This is a genomic window from Bacteroidia bacterium (assembly GCA_033391075.1).
In the GTDB taxonomy this organism is placed as follows: Bacteria; Bacteroidota; Bacteroidia; order J057; family J057; genus JAWPMV01.
The window spans coordinates 5,496,119-5,522,549 of the sequence record JAWPMV010000001.1; the positions used below are offsets into that span (position 1 = coordinate 5,496,119).

Below are 26,431 nucleotides of genomic sequence, written 5' to 3' on the forward strand. Positions count from 1 at the left end.
TTGGGGAAAATATTGATACAATTATTTGTACTATTTCCCCATTGTATATTACATTTGTATCATCAGTTCGGATGTAGACACTATAGCCTCTGCGCTTTCTCCCGAACTATACCCCCCCTATATAGCTTCGTTTTCTCGTATTGCCTACTCAATTTCTAACATCAGGTACTTACTATAAAACAAGCAAATGTTCAAAAAACTTACTCTTTCTACCACCCTCCTGGCTTCCCTCCTTTCTTTCAATACTTCTTCTCTCTCTGCCCAGCTCCCCCTTTATGTTAATATGGGTAGCACCTCTACCTGCGGCAACTTCGACCGCGGAGTTGATCTCGTCGGTGATTATGCTCCCGGAGATCATGCCTTCGTTTCCGGTAACAACCTACAGGTCTATGCGCCAGCCTCTCACATGAATCAGCCTCGCCCCGATGCCTGTATGTATGGCTCTGAGCTCTTCGCTGAAGGAGATTCAGATTTGGCCTTGAACTATTGTTCCCTTACTCCCAATGAAGATATGCTCCTCACCCTTCACTTTGAGGAAATCTATGCAGGTATACAAGCTGCTGGTGTTCGTCAGTTTGATATCGTCATCCAGGGTACTACCGTCCTCTCCAATTTTGACATCTGGGCCGAAGCCGATGCCCTCAATGGAGGAAATGGAGGAAACAACATCCCGGTAGACAAAACTTTCTCTGTTACAGCAGACGCTTCCGGATGTCTCGAAGTAGTACTCAAGGACATCGGCATGAACAACCCCAAAATCAACGGAATTTCTCTTGAAGCGGCTAGCGCTTTCCCGGTTGAATTTCTCTCCTTCAATGCAAAAACAAATGTACAGAATGGAGTAGACCTCTTTTGGGAAACTGCCTCCGAACTCAATAATGCAGGTTTCCAGGTACAGTACAGTACCGATGGAAACAACTATACAAATGCAGCTTTTGTAGAAGGAGTCGGCAACAGCCAGAACATCGAAAGCTATCAATTTTCTCTCCCGCAAATGGAAGCCGGAAGCTACATCTTCCGTCTCAAGCAGATCGACATCGACGGTGCTTTTGCCTACAGCCAAAGCGTAGAAGTTGCTGTCGAAGAGCCGGGATCTTTTACACTGGGTCAGGTGTATCCTAATCCCGCTACATCATATGCTTCTGTAGAACTAAAGATCAACCAGACTCAGAAGATCAGCGCGCAACTGCTTGATTTGCAGGGAAGAGTGATTGATACTCCTTTCGAAGGAACTATCAGAGAAAACACCCTGCTAAACATCGAACTCGATATCGAGAATCAGCCGGCTGGACTCTATCTCCTCAGAATCAAAGGAACAAAAGGATCAATCACCCAGAAGTTCTTTAAGAAATAGAACCGCCACAGTATCTAAAGATTTGCACGAATTATTTTCCTAAAATTTTGTCTGATGGACCGCTACCAATGGTAGCGGTTCTTTCTTTTATGCCTCCGCCAAACCAAAGTTTTCAACATAATTTAGACGAATCAATTTTTTATTCCCTTGAACTTCGGAGCAAAAATCACGTTATTTATCCCAGATTTTACCCAAGGGCTACGCTGCTGATAGATTCTCAAGAATTTAAATAAGTCATTGATGAAAAAGCAGTATTCCAAATCCAAAAACACCTGCAAGGTGACCTTTTCCCTACCTGCAGAAGCCACATCGGGTGCAAGTTCTGTAACCCTTTTAGGCGACTTCAATGAGTGGAAAGAAGAAGCAGGGATTCCCCTAAAACCCCAAAAGGACGGCTCCTATAGGACACAGGTAGAGCTTTCTAATGGCCAGAAATACGAATTTCGTTATCTGGTAGATGGATATCGCTGGGAAAACGACTACGCCGCTGATAAATATGTTCCTTCTCCCTATCCAGGTATTGACAATTGCGTGGTGGAGATTGAAAATCATATTCCTAAAGCGGCAAGTAAAAGCAAAAGTAAAAAAGATGATCTTCGCAAGATTGAAGGCATCGGTCCCAAGATTGCAGGACTTCTAAAAGAAGAAGGAGTTTCTAGCTTCAAAGACCTCGCATCTACTTCCGTGGAAAAACTGAAAGAAGTTTTGGTAAAAGCCGGCCCCAGGTTCAAAATGCATTCTCCCCTTACCTGGCCGCAGCAAGCACAATTGGCTGCTGATGGAAAATGGGAGGAACTTAAGAAGTTGCAAGACGAACTTGTAGGAGGTAGGTAGAGAGATGTTCTTGTATTTTTGTGTTCTGGTAATTGTTTGGGATTATGCAGAGACCTCAACTCCAACACCTTTTTTTGCAGGAAGTAAGAACAAGGAACAAGGATTGGAGAAATGAGAAGTCTTATTTAACCCTAACAGGCAAACACCCTAAAACACGAATACCTCTTTCATTCTTACCGTATTCCCCACTACCTTTACCGCCTACATGGATCACGTAGCGGTCAACACCCGATTATTGCTCCCCGGAAAGCTAGAAGGCATCAGTAGATTTGCTTTCGAGCTCTTAAGCCGTGTGGTAACATCTCATCCGGATACGCAATTCAGTTTTCTATTCGATCGGCCTTTTGATCCTGCTTATGTATTTGGGGAAAATGTACATCCCTATGTGATCCCTCCTCAGGCCAGACATCCCTTGCTTTGGTACAGCTGGTTTCATCTGATGGTGCCACGAAAATTGAACATGCTAAAGCCGGATGTTTTCTTTTCTCCCGAATTTTACCTGACTTCCCATAAAGAAATTCCGCAGGTTTCGACCATTCACGACCTGGCCTACGAACATCATCCTGAGGATATAGGCAAACTGGCGGCTCGCTATTGCCGGCATTATTCTCCCAAATATGCTGCTGCCGCAAAAAAAATCATTACTGTATCAGCATTCAGCAAGCAGGACATCGTAAATACGTATGGAACGAAAGCTGATAAGATTGAAGTGGTTTACAATGCAGCGGGCAAGCAATTTAAGCCTTTGAGGGAAGAAGAAAAGGCAAAGGTTCGGGAAAAATTCAGCCAGGGAAAACCATTTTTTCATTTTGTAGGCACCATTCAGCCCCGCAAAAACCTGGAGAATCTGCTCCGAGCTTTCGATCAATTCAAAAGCCAACACGAGAATCCTTGTCAACTTTTATTAGTGGGGCGAAAGGGATGGAAATATGAGGGAGCCCTAAAGGCATTCGAAAGCATGCGGAACAAAGATGCTGTTCATTTCACAGGCTTTGTTTCTGATGAGGAGTTGAATCAAATCTATGCAGCTTCAGAAGCCCTGGCCTATGTTCCCTATTTCGAAGGCTTTGGCATTCCTCTGGTTGAAGCCATGCAAAGTGAAACGGCTATTATTTCCAGCAACGTCAGCTCTTTGCCAGAGGTCGCCGGGGAAGCAGCCCTTATGGTAGACCCCAGAGATCCTGCAGCAATTGCAGATGCTTTACAAAAGCTTTGGCAGGATAAAGTCTTCAAAAGTCAATTGATTGCGAAAGGGCAAAGGCAGGTTCAGCAATTTAATTGGGAGCAAAGTGCCCAAAAGCTTTGGGAAGTTTTGCTTTCTGCAAGCAGAAGCTAGCAATGTTTGCTGGCAGACATACCACAAAAATTTCTCCTATCAATTTTACCCTATATTCGAAATCCTTATTTTACAGTTTCACAGGTAAAATAAAGCATTCCCAATGAACGAATCATCCGTACGCTATACAGAGCAGGGCGCCATTGCGACCCTCACCCTCAATCGCCCGGCACAGTACAATGCCCTCAATATGGAGCTATTGGAAAATCTGGGACAGCATCTTGATCAGATCGCTAAAAGAGAGGATATCCGGGTTGTCATCCTGGCAGCAGAGGGCAAAGCCTTTTGTCCGGGCCATGACCTCAAAGAGATGAGAGGCGACAGAAGCCAGAAATATGGAGATGCCCTTTTTGGGAAATGCAGTGAAGTAATGCTGAAGATTCACAAATTGCCTCAAGCAGTCATTGCACAGGTGCAGGGAGTAGCAACGGCTGCTGGCTGTCAATTGGTAGGGACTTGCGATCTGGCTGTTGCGGCTGAACATGCAAGGTTTGCGACTTCAGGGATCAATATGGGGCTGTTTTGTTCTACCCCTGCCGTAGCTTTGAGCAGAAATGTGGGAAGAAAGAAGTCTATGGAAATGTTATTGACAGGGGAATTCCTGACTGCGAAAGAAGCGCAGGCAGAAGGACTGGTCAATCGTGTGGTTCCCGCTGATGAACTGGAGGAAGCCACCCTTGCATTGGCACAAAACATTGCAGCAAAATCCCCAGCCTCTGTTCGAATTGGAAAAGAGATGTTTTACAAACAACTCAATATGGGCCTTGAAGATGCCTATGCCTATGCAAGTGAACGGATTGTTTGTAATATGATGGAGGATGATGTAGAAGAAGGATTAAATGCTTTCGTGGAAAAGCGGAAGCCCGAATGGGGAAAGAAAAAAGTACAATAAGCAGGAAGAAGATTTTATATGTCTGAAAGAAGAAAATTTGGCTTTGAAACGAGGATGCTCCATGCCGGGCACATCCCCGACGCAGTTACAGGAGCAAGAGCAGTACCTATTTATCAAACGACTTCTTACGTCTTTGATGATGCTGATAAAGCCGCTCAATTATTTGAGCTAAAACAATACGGCAACATCTACACCCGAATCAATAATCCGACTACCGCTGTATTTGAGGAAAGGGTAGCTTCTCTTGAAAATGGAACCGGAGCCCTGGCTACGGCTTCCGGCATGGCCGCTCAGTTTGCGACTTTGATGACCTTGCTTAATCCGGGGGATGAGGTAGTAGCTTCTTCGCATTTGTATGGCGGTACCATGACTCAGTTTGTCCATACCCTGCAAAAACTCAATGTCAAGGTACACTTCGTAGATCCGACAAAGATGGAGGAATGGGAAAAAGCCATCACTCCTCAAACTCGAATGTTGTATGGAGAAACTATTGGAAATCCGCAGGGAAGTATCCTGGATATTGAGAGGATCTCGGCTTTGGCCAAACAGAAAAAAATACCCCTCGTTATAGACAATACCTTTGCATCCCCTTATCTCTGTCAACCCTTGGAGCATGGAGCGGATATTGTCGTTCATTCAGCCACCAAATTTATCGGCGGACATGGAAGTTCGATAGGTGGTGTGATCGTAGATTCGGGGAAATTTGATTTCAGCAATTACCCTAGTATAGCCGATCCAACTCCCGCCTATCACGATCTCAAATTTTATGAGACATTTGGGCACTATGGCTTTTTGATGAAAGCGCGTACGGTAACGCTTAGGGACACGGGAGCATGTATTTCTCCTTTCAATGCTTTCATGTTGATTCAAGGCCTGGAGACGCTTTCGATTCGTATGGATCGTCATGTTCAAAATGCCCTTGCAATTGCTCAATTCCTCCAAAATCACAAAGAGGTAGCCTGGGTAAAATATGCGGGATTGAAAGATAGTCCCTACCATGAGCTCTCAAAGAAGTATACTCCCAAAGGGCCAGGAGCGGTCTTTTCTTTTGGATTAAAAGCAGGCAAAGGAGATGTACGGCAAAAGGGAAAAGATTTTATTGAAAATTTGAATCTCTTTTCTCATTTGGCCAATGTGGGAGATGCCAGAAGTCTGGTTATTCATCCGGCCTCAACTACGCATCAACAGCTTTCAGACGACGAACTGAAAGCTGCAGGCATCAGTCCTGAACTTATTCGTTTTTCTGTAGGATTAGAAACTTTAGAAGATTTATTATGGGATCTGGAACAGTCCTTTCATGCGATATCTCGATGAATACCAAGCTCAATGCAGAAGAGCGAGCTTTGTATCAAAACCCTAATGAAATCCGACAATTACTCGGAACTGCACATACCATAGCCATGGTAGGTTTATCGGATAAACCCGAAAGGCCCAGCAATTTTGTTGCTTCCTATCTCCTTTCAGAAGGCTACAAAGTGATTCCGGTCAATCCGAGAAAAGAGGAAATTCTTGGTCAAAAGTCTTATCCTGATCTTAAGAGCATTCCGGAGAAAGTGGATATGGTAGATATCTTTCGGGCAGCTCCTTTTTGTGGGCCGATAGTTGAGGAGGCGATAGAGATTGGGGCGAAAGCTGTTTGGCTGCAGTTAGGCATTCTGAATAGGGATGCAGCGGCAGCAGCAAAAGCGGCGGGCCTGATCAGTATTATGGATCGCTGTGTCAAAATGGAGCATGGCCGTTATAATGGCAGCCTGCATTGGGTGGGAATGAATACAGAAATCATTTCTGCAAAAAAAGCAAAGAGATTCTTTTAGGCTGTTGAATTAAGCAAGACCTGGATTCTTTCTGTATGTTTTTGGTAGGCGCTTTTAAAATATTTTTGAAGCTTCTCTTCCATTTGAATTTCTCGTAGATTCATTTCCTCCAGTACACTGAAGGCTTCATATTCGTAGGTTTTCCCCTCTCGTTTGGCCTTCGCTTTTTTCCGACGAAATAAGGCCAATTGACCTTTCAGTCGTTGAATTTCCTCTTCATGAGATTGCTTGAAAGCCCGGTAGTCTCCCTGCAAGTGGCTGATCAGTTTCCCTGCCAGTGGAAGATTCTTCCATCTATTTTGCAAGGCTTCTAGCATCCGGGGAACAGGATCAGGCCGAAATTTATGCAATATCTTCTTCAACTCTTCCTTCTTTCGCCCCCAACGCCCTATATCAAAACTATAGGTTACATTCAGTCTTCCTAAAGGCTCCGGATGACCTGAATGATCAAATTTCCGCTTCAAACGAAGAAGTACCTCCAGCAAACCTACTTTCGTTGACTTCTGAATATTTTTGGCTTCCTCTGAAAGGTGTTTTGCCCGGCTCAACTTTTCCATGATATCAAGAACTTCTTTTTTCAGAAAGGCCCGATCTGATTCCGGAAAGCTTTTAAAGCCTTTAACCATGAAAACCTCATTTTCAAGGATTTCCCATTTTTCAGCATAATAGGCAAAACGTTTTTTATACAGTTTCTCTAAACGGGCTGCATTACCCATAAACTTATTTGCCTCAGGTATGAGTCGCTTGATGTTGGCAAACTGATTTTCCAGAAAAATGAGCGAGGAAGTACCAAGTAGTAAGGTCGTGCTATGCATAATACCTCATCTTACGGCAGATTTAATGTGGAGTTATCTCCCCCCAAGTTCTTAGTTATTTCGAAATTTTCAGCCAAGCCCTTATTTATTCGCTAACAAACTGGCACATTTGTTGAAGATTTTTATATCTTGAACAATTCGTCGATTTATTTCTTACAGCCTAAAACTCCCTTCCCGTCAGCAAAAGAGCTGGACAGGTCTATCTCTTTTAGAACTTAGACATCATGGAGGATTCCTCATTTAACAAAGTACTTCAAAGAGCTATTGAAAGTTCCAAGACCGGAGTAGTCATTGCAGATTATCAATTGCCGGATATTCCTTTGATCTATATCAATCCCATTTTTGAAGAAATGACGGGCTATACGGTTGAAGAGTGTCTGGGAAAGAATTGTAGATTTCTTCAGGGTCCGGATACTGATCCGGAACAAGTCACTATCATTCGTGAAGCTATTAAAAATGGAAAGGAGTGTAAGGTCCGTCTCCTGAATTACCGAAAAGACGGTACAAGCTTTTGGAACGAACTCAGCCTTTCCCCTGTTTTTGATGAAGCAGGAATACTTACTCACTATATCGGCATACAGGATGATATAAGTAAGGAGATCGAAAATGAGGAAAAACTAAAAACTGCGAGAGCAGCTGCAGAATCGGCGAGCAAACTTAAAACAGAATTCCTGAATATCATTAGTCACGAACTACGCACTCCTCTAACCGTCATGTTGGGAAATCTTCCCTTGTTAAAGGACCCTGAGCAAATGCCGGACAATGAAGAGGTGGCTGAAATTGCAAGTGATATTGAAGAATCGGGCCTTCACCTCCTCGAACTCATCAATGAATTGCTGGATATATCTCGCATAGAGGAAGGCAGAATGAAACTCGATAGACAAAACCTTTCTGTGAAAGATTGTCTGGAAGATGCCTTGCATCAGGTCCATCATTTAGCCGATCATAAAGGACTGGAAATAAAAATCAATGAGCAGGCTGATTTTATCTTCTTTGCTGATCAGATGCGGGTAAAACAAATCCTGATCAACCTTCTGGGAAATGCGATAAAATTTACAGATGAAGGTTTTATAGAAATTACCACGGATGTAAATGAGCAAATGGGATTGATAAGCATCCGGGATACAGGATGTGGAATTGAGGAAAAATTTCTCCCTCATGTTTTTGATGTCTTCAGGAGAGCAGATGGTACGGTAACTCGGGCTAGAAGTGGATCTGGCTTAGGACTGGCAATTACAAAGAAATTGGTAAATATTCAGGAGGGTAGAATAGAGGCGGAAAGTACATTTGGACAAGGAAGCACCTTCAGCATTTTCTTTCCTATTATTTCTTAAGGCATAAGGCAATGGAAAAACGAATCCTAATCATAGATGATGACAAAAAGGTAGCCCGTATGCTTTACCGCCGAATAAAGCGCATGGGAATTGAGCCGGTTCTAGTAAACACAGGCAAAGAAGGCCTGGAGAAAAGCATCGAGCTTGAGCCAGAACTCATTCTGCTAGACATTCGCATGCCGGGTATGGATGGCTATACAGTTGCAAAAAAGCTACGAGAAAGAGGTTATCCCGGAATCATAGTTGCCTGTTCAGCATCTATAGGAGCAAAAGAAACACAACTGACTACCGAAGCGGGCTGCGATGATTTTATTGCAAAACCCATAGATGAACATTTTGAAAATAAGATCTTAACCCTGATTAGTTAAAAGACATGGCCCACATCCTATTTGTTGATGATAATCCACGAATTCTTGAAATGCTTAGAAGGCGTTTTGAGAAAATGGATCATCAGGTTTCCAGTGCGAATAATGCCGAAATAGCTGAAAATATTTTAAAAAAGGAGCTAATAGATATCATTTGCCTGGACTATATGATGCCGGACCAAAGCGGCTTTGATTTTATTCAAGACTTCCATCAAAAGGATCGAATTCCGGTAATCATGATGACCGCCCACTCATCCATGAATCTAGCTATAGAATTCATGAAGGCGGGGGGAGCAGATTTTATAGAAAAGCCGATTGATGTAGAAGTTTTGCATATCAAAATAAACCGAGCCCTGCATAGCTTCCAACAAATCCGGGATGCCCAGGATGCCCGAGATCATTCTGAACAAGAACTCCGAAAAAGCAACCAAAAACTCCAAAAGAGACATAAGGAATTGGAGAATTTGTATGAAGAGTTGGACCAATTCACCTCTTCCGTATCTCACGAACTGAGAGGCCCACTAAGACAAATCGGTATGCTTTCACAGCTCCTGGAAAAAAAGGGAGCAAAGTGTCTCGATAACAATGAGAAAGTGATGTTGGGCAGTATTAAAGATTCTGCGATCCGTCTTACCCATCTGGTTAACGAATTATTGAGTTTTTCCAAGATGTCTCAGGACGATATGCAGGTTAAAGAGATCAATACCCTCGAGATGGTTCGTACGGTTGTAAATGAAGTCCTTGAGGCACATCCTGAGCAGAAACATGAAGTCGAAATAGGGGAATTACCCTTAATAGAAGCGGATCCCGTACTCATACGGCAGGTATTCATCAACCTTATCGACAACGCCCTCAAATACTCCAGTAAAAAAGACTTTTCGCAGATCGAGATTGGATGTAAACGGGGTGAGGAAGAAGAGATTTTTTATGTAAAGGACAATGGAGTCGGCTTTGATCCCAAAATGGTTGATGAGCTGTACAAAGGCTTTCGGAGGCTGCACGATCCGGATGATTTTGATGGTACAGGTATTGGCCTGGTAAATGTCAAACGAATCATTCAGCGACATCATGGAAAAGTATGGGCGGAAAGCAAAGAAAATGAGGGAGCTACTTTTTATTTTTCACTCCCTCATTGATGCTTCAAGGTTGCCAGATCAAGACAATCTGTCCTGTTTCCCTATCTGGCCCCAAACTCTATGTATGCTCGTAGGTCTTCCAGTTGTTGGTTGCTCATCCGTTCTAAGGGAAAATGAGGCATATAAGGTCTGTGTCCCGGTAAGGCATAGGTTCCATACCTGACTATCTGATATAGAGACATATGAGAATCCTGTGGGATCTTTTTTCGAATATGTCTCAAAGAAAGTTTGCCATGATCCAGGGTATATTTAGAAACCCCACCTTCTTTATGACAATGCAAACAAGCCAGCGTATAAATAGATTTCCCCCTTTCCTCATCTCCTTTCAATCCATAACCTGCAATCTTATCAGGAGGTGCATCTCCAAAAGTTGCCGGAGATTTTTGCATGTAAAAACTCTTTAAGAGTTCCTTTGCATCTTGCTGCGTCCGAGTGTTTTCCGATAGATTTTTGAGGCTCTTCATTTGCTCACTATTCATTTCCAGGTCTCCCAGCTTAAACTCCAGAGACCAGTAATAAGCCAAAACTGCATCCATCTCCCAATCTTCCAGCAATCTTCCCTGTGCACACTCCGTTGCACATAGTTGAATAGCTTCTCTTAGACTTTCCCTCGCAGGCTTTACAAACTCACCATACTTTTTATAATAATCATCATTGTACCAGCTCTCCCGATTTACAATGCCATGAAAAGTAGTTGCTTGTAGAAAGGGAAGTTGCTTTTCTATGGCATAATCCAAACGGGCTTCCGGATCACGGCTTTTTAAGTCAGGATCTTCCTGCACAAGATTATGACAGGAAGTACATACATAGTGCTTACTTACAAATTTGGACTTACTTCCATCCGGCCCAATCGTACGCCCTCTTTTCACAATCTCTTCCCCTCGCTGAATCAGCATATTTTTATCTTCATTCCCGACAAGCAAACTATGGCCAGGTTTACTTTCCCCTAAATATTCAAGCACTTCCTGAACCGGGGTATCTTCATTCCAATCCGGGGGAGCAAAATTTATCAAGCCCATACCCAGAAGAGGAATTAGCAGTAAAAACACATATTTCTTTAGTACCATCTTCCTTTCAACTTAAAGATCCTTGCCATGTTAAAACCGATATGAATATCTCCATTGCCCCAGGTTCCAGCGGTTTCCGTAATGAAAAACTTCTCTATCATACCTCTGGAATTGGACAAATGGATTTGAAATACGTGCCCATTGGTTTCAATCTCAAATCCCAGAGAAAGGGACGGATGAAAACCTGTTGCCAATTGATCCTCGAAAGGATAATAATACTCCCCGGTCAGGGCAAAGTTTTTGGTAACTCTAATCCGGCCTGCAAGTCCCAATGCGAAAACATCATTGCTCTCTGCCAGAGTCGCTACATAGTTGCGATGAACCATAGAAGGCATCAATTGAAGTGAGAACCTCTCCCCAAACTTTCGCCCAATCAAAATCTGGTAGGTGTAGAATAAACGATTTTCAAAAAATTCTCCCCGAACAGGATCCAAATCTTCTGCTGATCGCAAAGCAATAGAGCTAAATCCTGAAATAGAAATGGGAGAACTACCTTCTTTCTGCTTGAGGAGGCGGAATTTCAGAAAACTATCATAGGTTTTTTCAAAGGTACTTCGACCTATACCGATTGTGAGCCAGTCTGTAATGCCATAGTCAAAGCCCAGTCTCATCGTTGCCTGATCCAGCCCCCAAAGCTCTCGGGCGCCACTATTTACGGTACCAAATCTATGGGAAATGAGAAATTCAAATTCGCCGGCTCTCAGCGTTTCCAGCGAATGACCATTGATGACACGTGAGCCTCGGAATATGCCCTGAACAAAGGGACTTTCCTGAGCAAAACTCAAGGCCGGAAAGAGGCATAGGAATACAAGCCCGAGTATTGATACTTTTTTCATGTTTTTGAGTGTAAGAATATCTGTCTTTCAACAAGATATATGATTTGTCCATGAATAGGATACACCCATTACGAAAAAGTTACAAAGGCTTGAATAATTAAGAGGGGAATGTGTAAAAGGCTTATTTTGTCTTTCTCACTTTACTAGCCCAATGAGATCAAGGCCGGCATGTATAATACGATTCTCTTCTTTCTTTGCTTCAGATTCGCTCAAGCGCCGGATACGCTTCATTCGATGCATGCTATTCCATCTACCTTGTAGCATCATGACTTTCTGCTGAGTATCAGAATCTGCTTTAAAATGTAGATACAAAAGGTCAAAAAATTCTTCTTTTCCTTTCATCAGGAGTTCCTCTGCCGTCCGCTTCAGATCTTCCACATTTTCAATTGCAGATATATCCGTCGCGGCTTTAAAGCGGAGTTCAGAGGAAGTAAAATTTAAGAACTCCAGACCATCGGGAGCCTCGGGTGCAGGCTCTTCGATAAGGATAGGAAGCATATCTGGCAGGCGCCTATTATCATCCAGGCGTTGTCCAAGAGCCATTTGCCAGCTGATTGCAACCTCCTCGGAATCTTCGGCGGCTTTTGACCAGAACAAACAAAAGAGTTCGGTCTCCAGGAGAGCATCCGAAACTTTGATCTCCCAATCATCGCCTGGCATTTGATAAGGATCAATGATGGAAACTCCTTCGGCTGTCAATTGATTGCGATAATTGTCCAATGCGGAAGTATTTTCCTTAGCATAAGCCAGAAAGGTCTTTTTTATCGCCTTAGCATGAGTGGGAGCGAATTTCCCATCTTCATTATCATGAGCGGCAGCTTCAACAAGCTGTAAATTGAAACGTAGCCTTCCCAATTGGCCTTCCTCGCCCATAATTATCAGACTACCGATTGCCTGCTTTCTTTCGAAATCGGCCGGAACGAGAATTTCAAATTCTACAGATGCCGGCACGCCAAACCAAATCAGGGCCTGGGCAGATTCTTCGATCTTCCAGTTTTCAATACTCAAACGAAATTCGAGACGGCTCCTTCTCTTGATCGGCATGTTGAGGGTTTTAGCACCCTGTATGCTGGCATCAGGATCGGCCTCTCGCATCATGTCTGCTACTTCTGCCTTTTGTTCATAGAGATGGGCAAAAGCTGTGAGAAGAAACTTCTCGTTTTTCTGTACATGCTCGGGGGCAAAAAGGGAAATATTGACAATATCTTCTTCAGTTCGGCTATCCCTACTCGCACTGGCAGATGGAGTTTCAGTGGCGGGAAGAGCTGGAGGTGCAGGAGGTTCTGAAGCCGGTTCCGGCTCGACTTCTTCCACAATTTCTTCCACACTTTCTTCAGCTGTATCATCCCATTCCTCTATAGGAGCAGATGCTTCCTCTTCCCATTCTTCCTCTTCTGTTTCCAGTCCACTTTTCTTTTCATAACGAAGCGGGGGAATATGGCTGTCATGGGCTTCGCTTCTGGATGGGGTTTTTCGTCTCCATCGCTTAAATATTTTGGAGAAAATTGAATCTCCTTTGGGTTTGGGTGGGGGTTCCGGGGAGGTCGAGCTTCTGACATGAAAAATAATCGCATTGAGCAATTGGGTAATCTTATGTCCGATATCTTTATCCTCCAATAGATCAACCAACTCATGCCTTCTCTCCATAAATTTCTCTACAGAGATTCCTTCTTTTTTCAAAGCCCTCAAAAGCATGAGCATTTCAGTCAGTGCTTCTGAGTGCTTCTTATTCCTAATGAGCAGTCTTATTTGTCGGTATCTGGCAGAGCTGGTCATGGCTTTATCTGTCTATCCCCTAATTAGAGAAAGATAAGTATAGATAAATAGCGTGAGAAAGTAAAAAAAATGGGGGAGCTCTCGTGTTCTCGTAATGGAGTTCAATCTTAGGCTTAGTTACAAAGCCCCCCAGAACACCAGAGCACTTCCTTCCCTATTGATATCCCTGTGCCTGCAAATGAAAGAGTTCGGCATAGGTTCCATCTTCTTCTAGGAGTTCTTCATGCGTCCCCAATTCAATTCTTCTTCCTTTTTCCAGGACCAATATTCGATCAGCCATACGAACGGTCGAAAATCTATGTGAAATCAGCACAGCGGTGCGGCCTTTCGTCAAATCAGAAAAACGCTCAAACACCTCGTACTCTGCCCGTGCATCTAAAGCAGCCGTGGGTTCATCCAGAATCAGTAATTCGGCTTCCCGCATATAGGCCCTTCCCAGAGCTACTTTCTGCCATTGCCCTCCCGAAAGGTCAACTCCATCTTCAAAGCGACGACCCAATATTTGGTCATAGCCTCCTTTGAGTTCGGAGATGACCGTATTGGCGAGACTTTGATCAGCCGCATGAATAATCAGAGGCTTGTTTTCTCGTTCGGCAATTTGGCCTACAGCAATATTATCAGAAACTGTAAATTGATACTTCACAAAATCCTGAAAGATTACTCCTACCTTATTGCGAAGCTGTTGAAGGTCATACTCCTTGAGGTCATGCCCATCCAGAAGGATACGGCCTTCGCTGGGATCATACAGACGAGCCAACAATTTCACCAGGGTTGTTTTTCCGGCCCCATTTTCCCCAACCAAAGCCAATTTCTCTCCAGCATGTAAATGAAAGGAAACATCTTTCAGAGCATAAATATCAGTACCGGGATAAGCAAAACTTACCCCTTCAAAGGTGAAGCCTTTTTTGATCTTTTCAGGAACCGGACGAGCATTTACCGGAGAGCTAATCCCGGGTTTCATATTGAGAAAGTCAAAAAGATCCTGAAGGTAAAGAGCCGTCTGAGCTATAGAAGAAAATCGGGTCAAAATGCCCTGCAATTGACTTCTCAGGCCTTTAAAGGAACCTGCCAGAAAGGTCAGACTACCAATTGTGATCGTTCCAGCCACTGCCTGAAGAATGATAATAACATAAGCGCCATAATAGCCGAGATTACCGATACTATTGAAGAGAAATCCATAACTGGCTCTTTGTATGGCCAGGGATCGATTGCTGAGATAATAATCATGCGCTACTTTGGCAAATCGGTTTTTGATGAAGTCAGCCAGACCAAAAATTTTCACCTCTTTCGCCGTCTCATCACTCGCCCCTACAAAGCGTAGGTAATCCAGCTCTCTCCTTTCGGGGGTCCAGTTACGGGAAAGGGAATAGGAACGTTGGTTGAAATGGAGCTCACTCACAAAACCTGGTATTACAGCAATGATCAGGAGGATGATAAGCCAGGGACTAAAAATGACCAAGCCTACGCCAAGTGCGATAATGGAAACAATGCTTTGTATCTGCATGAGGATTTGAGATAGCAAAACAGTTCGGCTGGTCGTCTGCCGGCGAGCCCTTTCCAGTTTGTCATAAAATTTAGAATCTTCAAAAAAGGGAAGATCCAGTTTGGCTGCCTGGGCGATCAATCGTTCTGAGGTTTCATTGCTAAACAAATCTCCCAATAAGGCATCCAATAAAGAAATGATGCGATTGAACAAAGCCTCCAGAAGTACAATTCCCAATTCTGCTCCCACATAGATCCATAAAAGCGTCATATCTCCTCCTTCGCTCCCTTGCAAAGCTATTATTTCATCTATGATCAATTTTCCCAGATAGAGCTTGGTTACCGGACCCAAAGCTGCAATCAGGCGCAGGATAATATTTCCCAGGGTCATCGAACGATTGGTTTCCCAGATCATTTTGATGAAAGGAGGGAGGTATTGGAGGGCGTTTAGGGTTTCCTTGAAACTTAGTTTTCCACCATATCGTTGATTTCGCGCTGAGACAGTTAACTTTCTTTTCGAATCGGCCATATATTTTTAGGTGTCAGAAGGGCTAGGTCTTTTGTGAATAAAGACGGATGTACCTGCATAATACTTTTTTTCGGGAGAAATGTTGGATCAAAAATTTGGGCAAAAAAATAGGGAGGCCTAAGCCTCCCTGAAAATTTCTTTCTTTTTACTTACTTGACTTCAAGCAATTCTACTATGAAGATCAAGGTTTCATTAGGTCCAATGGTGGGAGGGGAACCTCTTTCTCCATAGGCCAATCCACCAGGAATGTACAATTCATATTTGGCTCCCGGAGACATTTGCTGAAGGCCTTCCTGCCATCCGCGAATGACATTGCCCAAAGGAAATTCTATCGGCTCTCCGCGGTCATAAGAACTGTCAAATTTAGTCCCGTCCAACAAAGTTCCTTCATAATGAACCTTTACCGTATTGGCCATAGTAGGTTTGGCTCCATTACCTGCCTGGATCACTTTGTATTGCAGTCCGCTTGGGAGTTCAACTACTCCGTCTTTCGCCTTATTTTCGGTCAACCACTGGTTTCCTTTTGCAGCTGCCTCACTGGCTTGCTGTTGCATTTTGGCTATTTGCTTTTGCTGAGCCTGGCGAGAGAAATCCTGGATCAAAGCCTGACAAGTTGCCTCGTCAATCTCTGCCTGGTTTAATTGAATAAAATCAATAAGACCTTTATACAAAGCATCATAGTTCAATGGAATCTCAGTTTCATTGAGATTTTTGCCTATATCTACTCCGAGCGCATAGGAAATGCTATCTTGTTTATTTGCAAAGGTTGGGTTATCCTGGGCATACACAACTCCCATCAGCATCCCTAGCAGGATAAGCGTACTTAAAAGAATTCTTTTCATATAAATTTAAGATGATTGATGTCTAAAAGGGGATCAAAGTTTAGCTGAAATTACGAAAATACCAAACCGATATTGTAATGCAGGTCCGAAACTGGACAATCTTTCGCTTTTGGAGTAACAAAGAAGGCTTTTTTTAAGTCTCAGCAAAGATCGGAATTACGATTTGCTCAAATTTCCTGTTGATCGATAGAAGCTAATAGCTTGCAGATCAAACTCAGTCCGATTAGTAAGTCTTTGTAAATTAATTATTTGATATAAAAATTCACCCTACAAATACAACACGCATGAATTCTTTAAAGATCTCTATCTATTTGAGTTGTCTTTTTCTCTTAATAGGTATTGGCAACTCCTTATTTGCTACAAATCCTGTAGATACGCGTCTGATGCACAGCCCGGCAATCAGCGAAAATCATATCGCCTTTATATATGCGGAAGATCTCTGGATTGCCAATCGAGATGGCAGCAATCCCAAACGTCTGACGATAGATGAAGGAGTTGAACAGAATCCGGTTTTTTCTCCGGATGGTAGCAAGATTGCATTTACAGCTGAGTATGATGGGAATCTGGATGTCTTTATCATTCCGGTTTCAGGAGGTGTCCCCCAAAGACTTACCTGGCATCCTTATCAGGATCTGGTTCGGGATTTCACGCCGGACGGAAAACATCTCATGTTTGCTTCTCAAAGAAGTACTTTCACCAATCGCTATATCCAACTTTATACCGTACCGGTAGAAGGAGGTCAAATTGAAAAACTTCCCATTCCCAATGCTTTTCATGCATCCTATTCTCCCGATGGGAAATATATTGCTTATACACCAATCCCTGATCGTTTTGGTCAGTGGAAAAATTACCGCGGAGGAACCCAGACTCGTATCTGGATTTACAATGTCAAAAATCATGAAGTAGAAGAAATCCCTAAAACAGAAGGGGGTAGCAATGATGCCTATCCTGTATGGATCGGAAATAAAGTTTATTTCAATAGTGATCGCGATGGAGAATTCAATCTCTACTCCTATGACCCCAAAAGCAAAAAAGTTAGTCAGCATTCTGAATACGAAGACTTCCCGGTTTCTGACATAGACGCAGGAGCTTCAGGACTTATTTATGAACAAGCTGGTTATCTCCACACTTTCGATCCTGCCAGCAATTCCCATAATAAGCTTAAGATTGGAATTTCGACGGATCTCCTTGAACTCCGCCCAAGATATGTTTCCGGTTCTCGCTATCTGAGAAGTGCAGCTATTTCTCCTTCCGGAGCCCGAGCAGTTTTTGATTTCAGAGGAGATATAGTTACAGTTCCCGCAAAGAAAGGAGACCCTAAAAACCTGACAGAAAGCCAGGGTACCCATGAGAAATATCCGCAATGGTCACCGGATGGTAAGTACATTGCCTATTTCTCGGATGCAAGTGGGGAATATGCCTTACACCTGAAAAGTCAGACTTCCTCTGAAAAAGATAAGTCATTTGCCCTCAATGGCAGCGGATTTTATGCTTCGATTCACTGGTCGCCAGATAGCAAAAAGTTAAGCTTTATCGATAATGGCCGAAAACTCTATATGCTGGATATAGAAAGTGGAGCTACCAAAGAAATCGATGAAGACCGCATGTATGTGCCGGGTCCATTCAGAGACCTTTTTGGCTCCTGGTCTCATGATTCCAAGTGGATAGCATATACCATTATCAGTGAGAACAATTATGAGAGAGCTTATCTCTATTCTTTGGATCAAAGCAAGTCCTTTGCCCTCTCTGATGGTCTTTCTAGTGTGAGTGATCCGGTATTTGATCCTGGTGGAAAGTACATATATATGCTGGCTTCAACGGATGCAGGTCCTGTAGTAAACTGGTTTGACCAGTCCAACAATGACATGCTCATGAGCAATTCTATTTACCTGGCAACTTTACAAAATGAGGTATTCTCTCCTTTCGCCAAAGAAAATGATGAAGAGGAGGTAAAAGAGGAAAAAGAAGAAGAGAAAGAGGAGAAAGCAGAAGAAAAAGAAAGTTTCAGAATTGACCTGGAAGGAATCGAAAATCGCATCATTGACATTCCACTTCGTTCGGGCATGTATACAAACCTGACTGTTGCCGGAGAAGGGGAGATTTATTACCTCTCTCAAAGTCCGGGATTCAGAGGACCGACCATGCTTCACAAATACGATTTAAAAAAGCGCGAGAACAAAGAACTCATGCCTGCTAACTGGTTCCAAATCTCTGCAAACGGCAAAAAAATGTTGTTGGCAAGTCGGGGGAGCTGGAGCATCACAGGAGTAGGAGCGAAACCTGAAGGCAGTCTGAATACAGCAGCCATTCGTGTTAAAATTGATCCTAAAGCTGAATGGAAAAACATCTTCAATGAAGCATGGAGAGTAAACCGTGACTATTTCTATGATCCCGGATATCATGGTGCGGATTGGAATGCCATGAAAGCCAAATATGAAGTCTTTCTGGATGACATCAGTTGCCGAAGCGATCTTTATAATGTCATGCGACGAATGTGTAGTGAGTTGGCTGTTGGACATCATCGCTTTCAGGGAACCGGCGACAGACTCAATAATCCGGACCGGGTAAGTGGTGGCTTATTGGGCGCCGACTATCAGGTAAATAAAGGTCGTTATCAAATCAAGAAGATTTACGGTGGTCTCAATTGGACCCCGGACCTACGCTCTCCCTTGACAGAGCCTGGAGTCAATATCAAAGAAGGAGAATATCTACTGGCAGTAAATGGAAAAGAAATTAGTGCCAATCAGAACCTCTACAGCTTCTTTGAAAATACAGCCGAGAAGATCATTGACCTTACTGTTGGACCGAATCCAAATATGACAGACTCACGCACAGTCAAGGTTGTTCCACTTAGAAATGAATGGGCACTCAGAAACAGAGATTGGGTAGAAGGAAATATGAAAAAAGTTCACGAAGCCACAAACGGGCAAGTAGCTTATGTCTATGTACCCAATACTGCCTATGCAGGACATCAGTATTTCAAACGATATTTCTTTCCTCAAGCCGATAAAAAAGCCATTATTGTAGACGAGAGATTCAATGGTGGGGGGCAGTTAGCTGATTACTATATAGATATGCTTAAAAAGCCCTACCAATCTCATTGGAAGTTCCGATACGGAAAAGACCTGAAAGCTCCCAGTGCTTCGATTCAGGGACCCAAGGTATTGTTGGTAGATGAAACCGCAGGTTCAGGAGGAGACTATTTCCCCTGGATGTTCCGCAAATTTGGATTGGGTAAACTGATTGGTAAAAGAACCTGGGGAGGCCTGGTAGGTGTCCTGGGCTATCCGGAATTTATTGACGGAGGTTCGGTTACGGCTCCTAATGTAGCTTTCTACACAGAAGAAGAAGGCTATGGGATAGAGAATGTAGGGATTGCTCCTGATATTGAAGTTGAGCAATTGCCCAAAGAAGTAATTGCTGGCAAGGATCCACAGTTGGAAAAAGCGATAGAGGTAATTCTACAAGAATTAAAAGCAAATCCACCCAAAGATTATAAGACTCCTGACTTTCCAACAAGGGTCAGGAAGTAAATAGATATAGCAGAATTTTGAGCGGGAGTGTTAAATGATTTTATTTAATACTCCCGCAAATCATATACTCATTTCGCCTAATAATAAAAGGATGCGATACTCTGGACCACTAGCTTTTACCTTCCTCATTTTTCTCTCATTTTTCATTTCCTGTAAAGAGAACGTGAGCACTGAAATGACCATCGACCAGAAAATAGACGATCTCCTCTCTCAGGCATATGAAAAACAAATTTTCAATGGTACTGTCCTGATAGCCAAAAAAGGAGAAGTTGTTTATAAAGGAGCCTATGGCCTCAGCAATATTGATCCAGAAACTCCCATGAAAGTGGAGAATATTTTCCGTCTGGCTTCTGTCAGCAAGCAGTTTACCTGCATGACCATTATGATGCTCAAAGAAGAAGGCAAGTTGGACTATGATCAGGATGTAAAAGATTTCATACCAGAACTTCCCTATGAAGGCATTACCCTCAGACATCTGATGAACCATACTTCAGGCATACCGGATTATGTCGAACTCTTTGATGTAAATTGGAAAACAGATCTGGAAGATGATGATCCGGCGAAGCTTATAAAAGGGAATGATCATATGCTCTCTTTATTGGTTGAGCATAAACCTGAAAGGAAATTTGCTCCTGGCGAGAAATGGGAATACAGCAATAGCGCTTATCTATGCCTTGCCATTGTCACGGAAAGAGTCTCTGGCATTTCCTTTTCCAATTTCGCCAAAGAGAGAATTTTCGATCCCTTAGGAATGAGTAGCACCTCTTTTTATGATTTCGTTCCAGGACCTGATCCCAATATGCCCCTACGTGCATTCGGCTTTACAAAAAGATTAGATGGTACACGTAGTTACAATGACACTCATTATCTCAATTCAGTCAAAGGGGATGGCGGGATTTTCTCAACGGTAGAAGATTTGTATAAATGGGATCGTGCCCTTTACACAGAAAAACTGGTAAAAAAAGAGACCCTTGAAGAAGCATTCACCCCCGGGAAACTGGCTAATGGAGAATTGCATGACTACGGCTTTGGTTGGACCATCGGGAAATCTATATCAGGAAAGAAAACCGTTGCTCATGGAGGAGGCTGGGTCGGTTTTCGCACCTATATACATAGAGAAATAGAAGAGGACCATAGCATCATTTTCCTCAGCAACCATACCAGCAATTATATGGAACCCCTTCTTTATCAACTAAAGAATATTCTCCATGGAAAATCCTATATCATTCCCAAAGAAATGACCTTTGAGAAAATTGGAAAGAGTTATTTCGAAGAGGGAGTTGATGCAGGAATGGAAAAATATAAAGAACTGAAAGCAGATTTGGATAAAAATGCTATGTGGGGAGCTGAATTCGACCTTTGGTACCTGGCAAATGTCCTGAAAGAGGAAGATAAATCGGAAGAAGCCCTGAGCATTTTACAATTGATTATAGATGAATATGCGGAGAAACCCGGTCCATACCTGAGGGATATGGGAAATATTCAAGGCGAAATGGGTAACAAAGAGCTTGCCCTCAAGCACTATGAATTGGCCCTGAATGCTGACCCAAACATCACGGGAGTGAAAAACAAAATCCAGGAATTACAAGAGAATTAGTATGTATTATATCATGAAAAAACTACTCATCGCTTTATGCATTGGACTCCTCATGTTGAGTTGCTCCGAGAGCAAAGAATTTAATCCAGAGGAATACCAGATAAAATCCCGTAAAGAAATCCGCGCAACCTGGGATCAATTTATCCAGGCCTGGGAAGCCGAGGATGCAAAAAAACTCATGACCTTTTACACCATCGATGGAATCAATATTCCTCCCAATTCAGATATCAAAATGGGCCGAGCTTCCATACAGGAATTTTATGAGACGCTTTTTGGGATGAATATCCGCTCAGATTACGAGCATTCTATTGATCAAATTCAGATCATCGATCAACATGCCATCGAGCAAGGACATTTTCAGGTCAATTGGGTACGCAATGATAGTACAGATTGGGTATTCGATGCTCGCAGCATGACCCACTGGATCAAAGACCAAGATGGAGACTGGAAGATTCAGGAATTCATGTTTAATCAAGCAGCAAGTCAAAACGAATAAAAGCTCAGATAGATGTTCAAAACTATTCTTGTAAGCCTGATGCTACTTTCTTTCCTTTCACCAGGCAAATCCCAAAACTCAGTAAGTCAAAAGCCCATGAAAATTGCGGTAGTCGGCCTGGTTCATACCCATGTGCATTGGATATTAGGGAGAGCAGATGATGGCGATTTTGAGTTGGTAGGGATCGTGGAGCCCAATAAAGAACTGGCTCAACGCTATCTCAAACAGTATGGGATGAGTATGGATCTGGTCTATGATTCTTTGGAGGAATTATTGGCCGAAAAAAAGCCTGAAGCCGTGACAGCTTTCAATACCATTAGAGACCACCTTTCGGTAGTCGAAATTTGTGCTCCCAAAGGCATACATGTGATGGTCGAAAAGCCTTTGGCTGTGAGTCTGGATCATGCTCGTAAAATGGAGGCACTGGCAAAGAAGCACAAGATTCATCTACTCACCAATTATGAGACTACCTGGTACGGGACTAACCATAAAACCTATGAACTCCTTGAGAAAGAATCGGATACTTTTGGAGACATAAGAAAAATGGTCATCCATGATGGCCATCCGGGTCCCAAAGAAATTGGGGTAGATGAAGAATTTCTCGTTTGGCTAACTGATCCCTATTGGAATGGAGCCGGAGCCCTTACCGATTTTGGTTGCTATGGTGCGAATCTGAGTACCTGGCTAATGAAAGGAGAAAAACCCATAGCTGTCAGCGCCATTACCCAGCAAATAAAACCCCATATCTATCCGAAAGTGGATGATGAAGCGACCATTATAGTTACCTATCCCAAAGCCCAGACCATCATTCAGGCCAGCTGGAACTGGAACTACAATCGAAAGGATATGGAGGTCTATACAGAAAAAGGTTATATCCATAGCCTCAACAGAGAAGATATGGAGGTCATGCGTTCGGAGAAAGAAGGGGCAAAAAAACAAAAAGTTGCTGCTCGTAAAGCACCCCTCAATGATCCCTTTTCCTATTTTATGGCCATCATAAGAGGAGAAATAGAAAGTAAACCCTCCGATCTATCAAGCCTCGAGAATAATATTACCGTGATGGAAATCCTTCAAGCAGCCATCATTTCCGCCAAAGAAGGGAGAGTTGTTCTACTTGAGGAGTTGTGATCCGTTTTCCCTCAAAAAGAATCGAGCCGAGTATCGCAGTTGGATACTCATTGGGCAGATTATAATCTGCCCCTACAATTGACAATTGTTGATTTACTGGCCTGCGCGCACTCCCTTGTTCGTCAGAACAAGGGAGTGTGGGCTTGAGGCGGTGGGGAGAAAAAGTTTCTCACGCAGGTCATCTCGAAGTTGGAAGGCGTAATGGCCTGCGGGCTGAGAGATCATGTATTCCAGACGAACCCAAAGGACAAGTTCCCTCAAAAAGAATCAACCCGAATATCGGCATTTTGATTCTCTTTGAGCAGATTATAATCTGCCCCTACAATTGACAATTGTTGATTTACTGGCCTGCGCGCACTCCATTGTTCGTCAGAACAAGGGAGTGTGGGCTTGAGGCGGTGGGTTCGATGGGTTATTCAGTACTCTCCGGAGCCTCCCCATAGATAAATACATCTACAGAAGAGCCTACATTGAGAGATTCCCCATATTCAGCTTTGGGAACCTGTCGATAGATAAGTCCTTGCTCATCGGGTTCTCCTCCAGCCCTATAATTAGGAACCAGGTTAAGCCCGATAGATTGGATGAGGTTTACTGCATCTTCGTAGGTAAGTCCCATCAAGTCAGGTACTACAACCATTTTGGACCCAATTCCTTGCTTAACTACCACATCTATCTTGGACCCTAATGGCACCCGATCTCCGGGTTTTAATTGCTGACCTTTATAGGCATAACTCAGCAGTTTATCCTTACCAAGTTTAGGTACATAAGTAATTTTACCCAGTCCGAGTTTTACTCCCTCTAGCTGAACCTTTGCCTGATACAGGATCATATCCTTTAGATCAGGGACAATTACCATAGGTGCTTGTCTTTGATTTATGGTTAGAGAAACCAATCTGCCAGGCTTCACCCGAGTATAAGGTGCAGGATATTGTTTTATCACTGTGCCAGGCTCAAGGCCTTCTACATAAACAGAGTCTGCTACCTGAGGCCTCAGTTTCACATCATCTAATGCTTCTTCAGCGGAACCTAAAGCCATTTCCTGAACATCAGGAATGGTGATGCCGGCTCCATGACGGGTGTAGAGCGGAAGGATGAGGAAGAATATTGCGAGATAAACCAGGATTCCCCCTACAAAGAGAGCTCCAAGGGTATAGAGAAATTCTCGACTGATAAAATATTTCAACATCTTTTCTAAGAATTCTTTCTTTTGGGAGAATCAGGGCTCCCTACGATTTACAAAATTCCTGCAATCTCTGCAATCTGATTTACATTCGGTCCGGCATATCCACTCCGATCAAGCGCAAGCATTCTTTCATCAGATTTCCTGCAAAGCTTGACAATGCCAAACGAAACTGGCTGGTTTTAGGCTTCGTTTCATTGAGGATCGGAGCCTCATGATAAAAACGATTGTATTCCTTTGCCAATTCGAAAGCATAGTTCCCGATTAAAGAGGGGTTATAACTTTCTCCCGCCTCTTGTAAAACTTCCGGGAATTTCTGGATTAGTTTCATCAAACTCCGTTCAGAATCCAGAATTGTCTCTTCCGGTTGATTATCTGCAGAGAATTCCAGGAAATCCGCATTCGCTTTTCGTAATACCGCCTGGGTCCGTGTGTAAGAATATTGGATGAAAGGACCTGTATTACCTTTCAAATCAATAGACTCATCCGGATCAAAGATCATCCGCTTTTTGGGATCAACTTTTACCAGGTAATATTTCAAAGCTCCGATACCGAGCATATTATACAACTTATCCAACTCCTCTTCCGACATCCCCAATATTTTATCGGGATTTTTCTGACTTTCCTCTCGGGCCTTCCCGATCATATCATCCATCAAGTCATCAGCCTCCACAGTTGTTCCTTCACGGGTTTTCATTTTTCCGCCTCCTTTCAACTCTACCATTCCATAAGAAAGATGGAAAAGCCCTTCACTATAGGGAACCCCCAGTTTCTTTAGAACGCTGAAAAGTACTTTAAAATGATAATCCTGTTCATTTCCTACGACATAAATGGATTTATCCATGCCGAATTCTTTGTACTTATCTTCTGCAACAGCTAAATCCTGGGTAATATATAAAGAGGTCCCATTGCTCCGAAGCATGAGTTTTTTATCTAATCCCTCTTCTGTCAGGTCAACTTCGATGGCTCCATCTTCTTTTTCATAGAAGACTCCTTTCTCCAATCCTTCCTCCACAGTTTCCTTGCCACGCTTGTAAACGGCGGATTCATAATAAAAACTCTCAAAAGCAACTCCCAGTCGTTTAAACGTTCCATTAACGGCATCATATACATAGCCATTCATCCGCTTCCAAAGCTCACGGATTTCAGGATCCTCAGCCTCCCATGCGATGGTCATATCATTTACCTGTTGCATGATGGCAGTTTGCTTTTCAGCATCGCGCTTATTCAGTCCCTGGTCCATAAAGCTCTGTGCCTGTGCTGCAAGCTCAAGCCCAAACTCTACATAATAATCTCCCACAAACTTATCGCCTTTCTTTCCAGCGCTTTCGGGAGTATCATTTTTCCCCGCCATCTGCCAGGAAACCATAGATTTGGAAATATTGGTTCCCCGATCATTGAAAAGAATGGTCGGATGCACCTCATATCCATTTGCATCAAGAATCTGAGTCAGGGAGTAGCCGAGTACGATATTTCTTAAATGCCCCAGGTGAAGGGGTTTATTTGTATTGGGTGAGCAATATTCGACCACAACTTTTTTCCCATTTCCTACTGTATTGCGGAAAAAGCTGTCATCCTTATGGGCAGAGGCCAGAAATTCCAGCCAGAATGCCTGCGAAAGACTTAAGTTCAAAAAGCCCTTTACAACATTATATGCCACCACTTCCTCCATCCTCTCCTGCAACAATCCACCCAGAGTCTCTCCGATTTGTTGGGGAGCTCCTAATTTAAACTTAGTAAGTGGGAAGGTCACAAGGGTGAAGTCGCCCTCGAAGTCTTTTCGTGTTTCCTGAACACTCAGACTGGAGGCATCCACTGAAACTCCATAGTGAGATTCAACGGCTGCAGCAGCGGCTTCTTGAATACGTGAGAAAATAGTTAACATATTTTTAATTTTCCAGAGCGCAAAAATGGCAAAAAATTTGATAAAATCACGGGCATGATAGACCGCGTCCGAGATTGCTTACGCAAAATTCAGACCTTTCGATATATTTTGCACTCTTTTCTACGAATGGAGCAACCAAAATAGGTCAAAAGAGTATCTATTCTCTGAGAGACCCTCGTTATAGGAAATAATTTGTTTTA

The 26,431-nt window shown here is 43.1% G+C and carries 21 protein-coding genes; 13 read left to right on the top strand and 8 right to left on the bottom strand.

The window, feature by feature from the left end:
• The first annotated feature begins 187 nt into the window (after positions 1 to 187).
• The 6 genes from R8P61_21855 (at position 188) to R8P61_21880 (ending at position 6,230) form a co-directional block, all read left to right on the top strand.
• Entirely contained in the window at positions 188 to 1,354 is a 1,167-nt protein-coding gene (locus R8P61_21855) for a malectin domain-containing carbohydrate-binding protein (GenBank protein ID MDW3649731.1), read from the top strand.
• A 240-nt stretch (positions 1,355 to 1,594) separates the two neighbouring features.
• Complete coding sequence (locus R8P61_21860; protein ID MDW3649732.1) at positions 1,595 to 2,188, top strand: helix-hairpin-helix domain-containing protein; 594 nt, start codon at positions 1,595 to 1,597, stop codon at positions 2,186 to 2,188.
• A 205-nt stretch (positions 2,189 to 2,393) separates the two neighbouring features.
• A complete protein-coding gene (locus tag R8P61_21865) occupies positions 2,394 to 3,524 on the top strand; it encodes a glycosyltransferase family 1 protein (protein MDW3649733.1) in 1,131 nt (376 codons plus the stop codon).
• A gap of 103 nt (positions 3,525 to 3,627) precedes the next feature.
• Positions 3,628 to 4,416: an enoyl-CoA hydratase gene (locus tag R8P61_21870; protein MDW3649734.1), complete on the top strand. Its 789-nt coding sequence runs from the start codon at positions 3,628 to 3,630 to the stop codon at positions 4,414 to 4,416.
• Between the two features lie 18 nt (positions 4,417 to 4,434).
• Positions 4,435 to 5,730 (top strand): O-acetylhomoserine aminocarboxypropyltransferase/cysteine synthase family protein, encoded by a 1,296-nt coding sequence (locus tag R8P61_21875; GenBank protein ID MDW3649735.1) that lies wholly within the window; start codon positions 4,435 to 4,437, stop codon positions 5,728 to 5,730.
• Positions 5,727 to 6,230 (top strand): CoA-binding protein, encoded by a 504-nt coding sequence (locus R8P61_21880; GenBank protein MDW3649736.1) that lies wholly within the window; start codon positions 5,727 to 5,729, stop codon positions 6,228 to 6,230. Before R8P61_21875 ends, R8P61_21880 begins: the two co-directional genes overlap by 4 nt.
• On the opposite strand, the gene R8P61_21885 is transcribed toward R8P61_21880, so the two are convergent.
• Positions 6,227 to 7,045, bottom strand: coding sequence for a hypothetical protein (locus R8P61_21885; protein ID MDW3649737.1), 819 nt, complete (start codon positions 7,043 to 7,045; stop codon positions 6,227 to 6,229). The two genes, R8P61_21880 and R8P61_21885, sit on opposite strands and share 4 nt — an antisense overlap.
• A 224-nt stretch (positions 7,046 to 7,269) precedes the next feature.
• Between R8P61_21885 and R8P61_21890 the strand changes: the two genes are divergently transcribed.
• From R8P61_21890 to R8P61_21900, 3 genes are read left to right on the top strand one after another with little or no spacing between them, the layout of a single operon-like run.
• Positions 7,270 to 8,379: an ATP-binding protein gene (locus tag R8P61_21890; GenBank protein ID MDW3649738.1), complete on the top strand. Its 1,110-nt coding sequence runs from the start codon at positions 7,270 to 7,272 to the stop codon at positions 8,377 to 8,379.
• An 11-nt stretch (positions 8,380 to 8,390) separates the two neighbouring features.
• Entirely contained in the window at positions 8,391 to 8,747 is a 357-nt protein-coding gene (locus tag R8P61_21895; protein ID MDW3649739.1) for a response regulator, read from the top strand.
• A gap of 5 nt (positions 8,748 to 8,752) precedes the next feature.
• Positions 8,753 to 9,880: a response regulator gene (locus R8P61_21900; protein ID MDW3649740.1), complete on the top strand. Its 1,128-nt coding sequence runs from the start codon at positions 8,753 to 8,755 to the stop codon at positions 9,878 to 9,880.
• Between the two features lie 41 nt (positions 9,881 to 9,921).
• On the opposite strand, the gene R8P61_21905 is transcribed toward R8P61_21900, so the two are convergent.
• The 5 genes from R8P61_21905 to R8P61_21925 all read right to left on the bottom strand — a co-directional run bounded on the left by R8P61_21905 (position 9,922) and on the right by R8P61_21925 (position 16,412).
• Positions 9,922 to 10,947, bottom strand: coding sequence for a cytochrome c (locus R8P61_21905; GenBank protein MDW3649741.1), 1,026 nt, complete (start codon positions 10,945 to 10,947; stop codon positions 9,922 to 9,924).
• A complete protein-coding gene (locus R8P61_21910) occupies positions 10,938 to 11,783 on the bottom strand; it encodes a DUF5777 family beta-barrel protein (protein ID MDW3649742.1) in 846 nt (281 codons plus the stop codon). Before R8P61_21910 ends, R8P61_21905 begins: the two co-directional genes overlap by 10 nt.
• A gap of 135 nt (positions 11,784 to 11,918) precedes the next feature.
• Positions 11,919 to 13,559, bottom strand: a complete 1,641-nt coding sequence (locus R8P61_21915) for a TIR domain-containing protein (protein ID MDW3649743.1) — start codon at positions 13,557 to 13,559, stop codon at positions 11,919 to 11,921.
• A gap of 154 nt (positions 13,560 to 13,713) precedes the next feature.
• Positions 13,714 to 15,570: an ABC transporter ATP-binding protein gene (locus R8P61_21920; GenBank protein MDW3649744.1), complete on the bottom strand. Its 1,857-nt coding sequence runs from the start codon at positions 15,568 to 15,570 to the stop codon at positions 13,714 to 13,716.
• 149 nt (positions 15,571 to 15,719) lie between these two features.
• Entirely contained in the window at positions 15,720 to 16,412 is a 693-nt protein-coding gene (locus R8P61_21925; protein MDW3649745.1) for an FKBP-type peptidyl-prolyl cis-trans isomerase, read from the bottom strand.
• Between the two features lie 284 nt (positions 16,413 to 16,696).
• Here R8P61_21925 and R8P61_21930 point away from each other — a divergent pair, with 284 nt between their 5' ends.
• From R8P61_21930 to R8P61_21945, 4 genes are all read left to right on the top strand, one after another.
• A complete protein-coding gene (locus tag R8P61_21930; GenBank protein ID MDW3649746.1) occupies positions 16,697 to 19,945 on the top strand; it encodes a PDZ domain-containing protein in 3,249 nt (1,082 codons plus the stop codon).
• A gap of 91 nt (positions 19,946 to 20,036) precedes the next feature.
• Positions 20,037 to 21,542 carry a serine hydrolase gene (locus R8P61_21935; protein ID MDW3649747.1) on the top strand — a complete coding sequence of 502 codons (1,506 nt, stop codon included), beginning with the start codon at positions 20,037 to 20,039 and terminating at the stop codon, positions 21,540 to 21,542.
• Between the two features lie 13 nt (positions 21,543 to 21,555).
• Positions 21,556 to 22,038, top strand: a complete 483-nt coding sequence (locus tag R8P61_21940; GenBank protein MDW3649748.1) for an SgcJ/EcaC family oxidoreductase — start codon at positions 21,556 to 21,558, stop codon at positions 22,036 to 22,038.
• A gap of 12 nt (positions 22,039 to 22,050) precedes the next feature.
• On the top strand, positions 22,051 to 23,166 hold the full coding sequence (locus R8P61_21945) for a Gfo/Idh/MocA family oxidoreductase (protein MDW3649749.1): 1,116 nt from the start codon (positions 22,051 to 22,053) through the stop codon (positions 23,164 to 23,166).
• 412 nt (positions 23,167 to 23,578) lie between these two features.
• On the opposite strand, the gene R8P61_21950 is transcribed toward R8P61_21945, so the two are convergent.
• Positions 23,579 to 24,352 (bottom strand): PASTA domain-containing protein, encoded by a 774-nt coding sequence (locus R8P61_21950; protein MDW3649750.1) that lies wholly within the window; start codon positions 24,350 to 24,352, stop codon positions 23,579 to 23,581.
• A gap of 79 nt (positions 24,353 to 24,431) precedes the next feature.
• The gene (argS, locus tag R8P61_21955; GenBank protein ID MDW3649751.1) at positions 24,432 to 26,231 is read right to left on the bottom strand and encodes an arginine--tRNA ligase; all 1,800 of its coding nucleotides are present in this window, start codon (positions 26,229 to 26,231) and stop codon (positions 24,432 to 24,434) included.
• Positions 26,232 to 26,431: the final 200 nt, after the last annotated feature.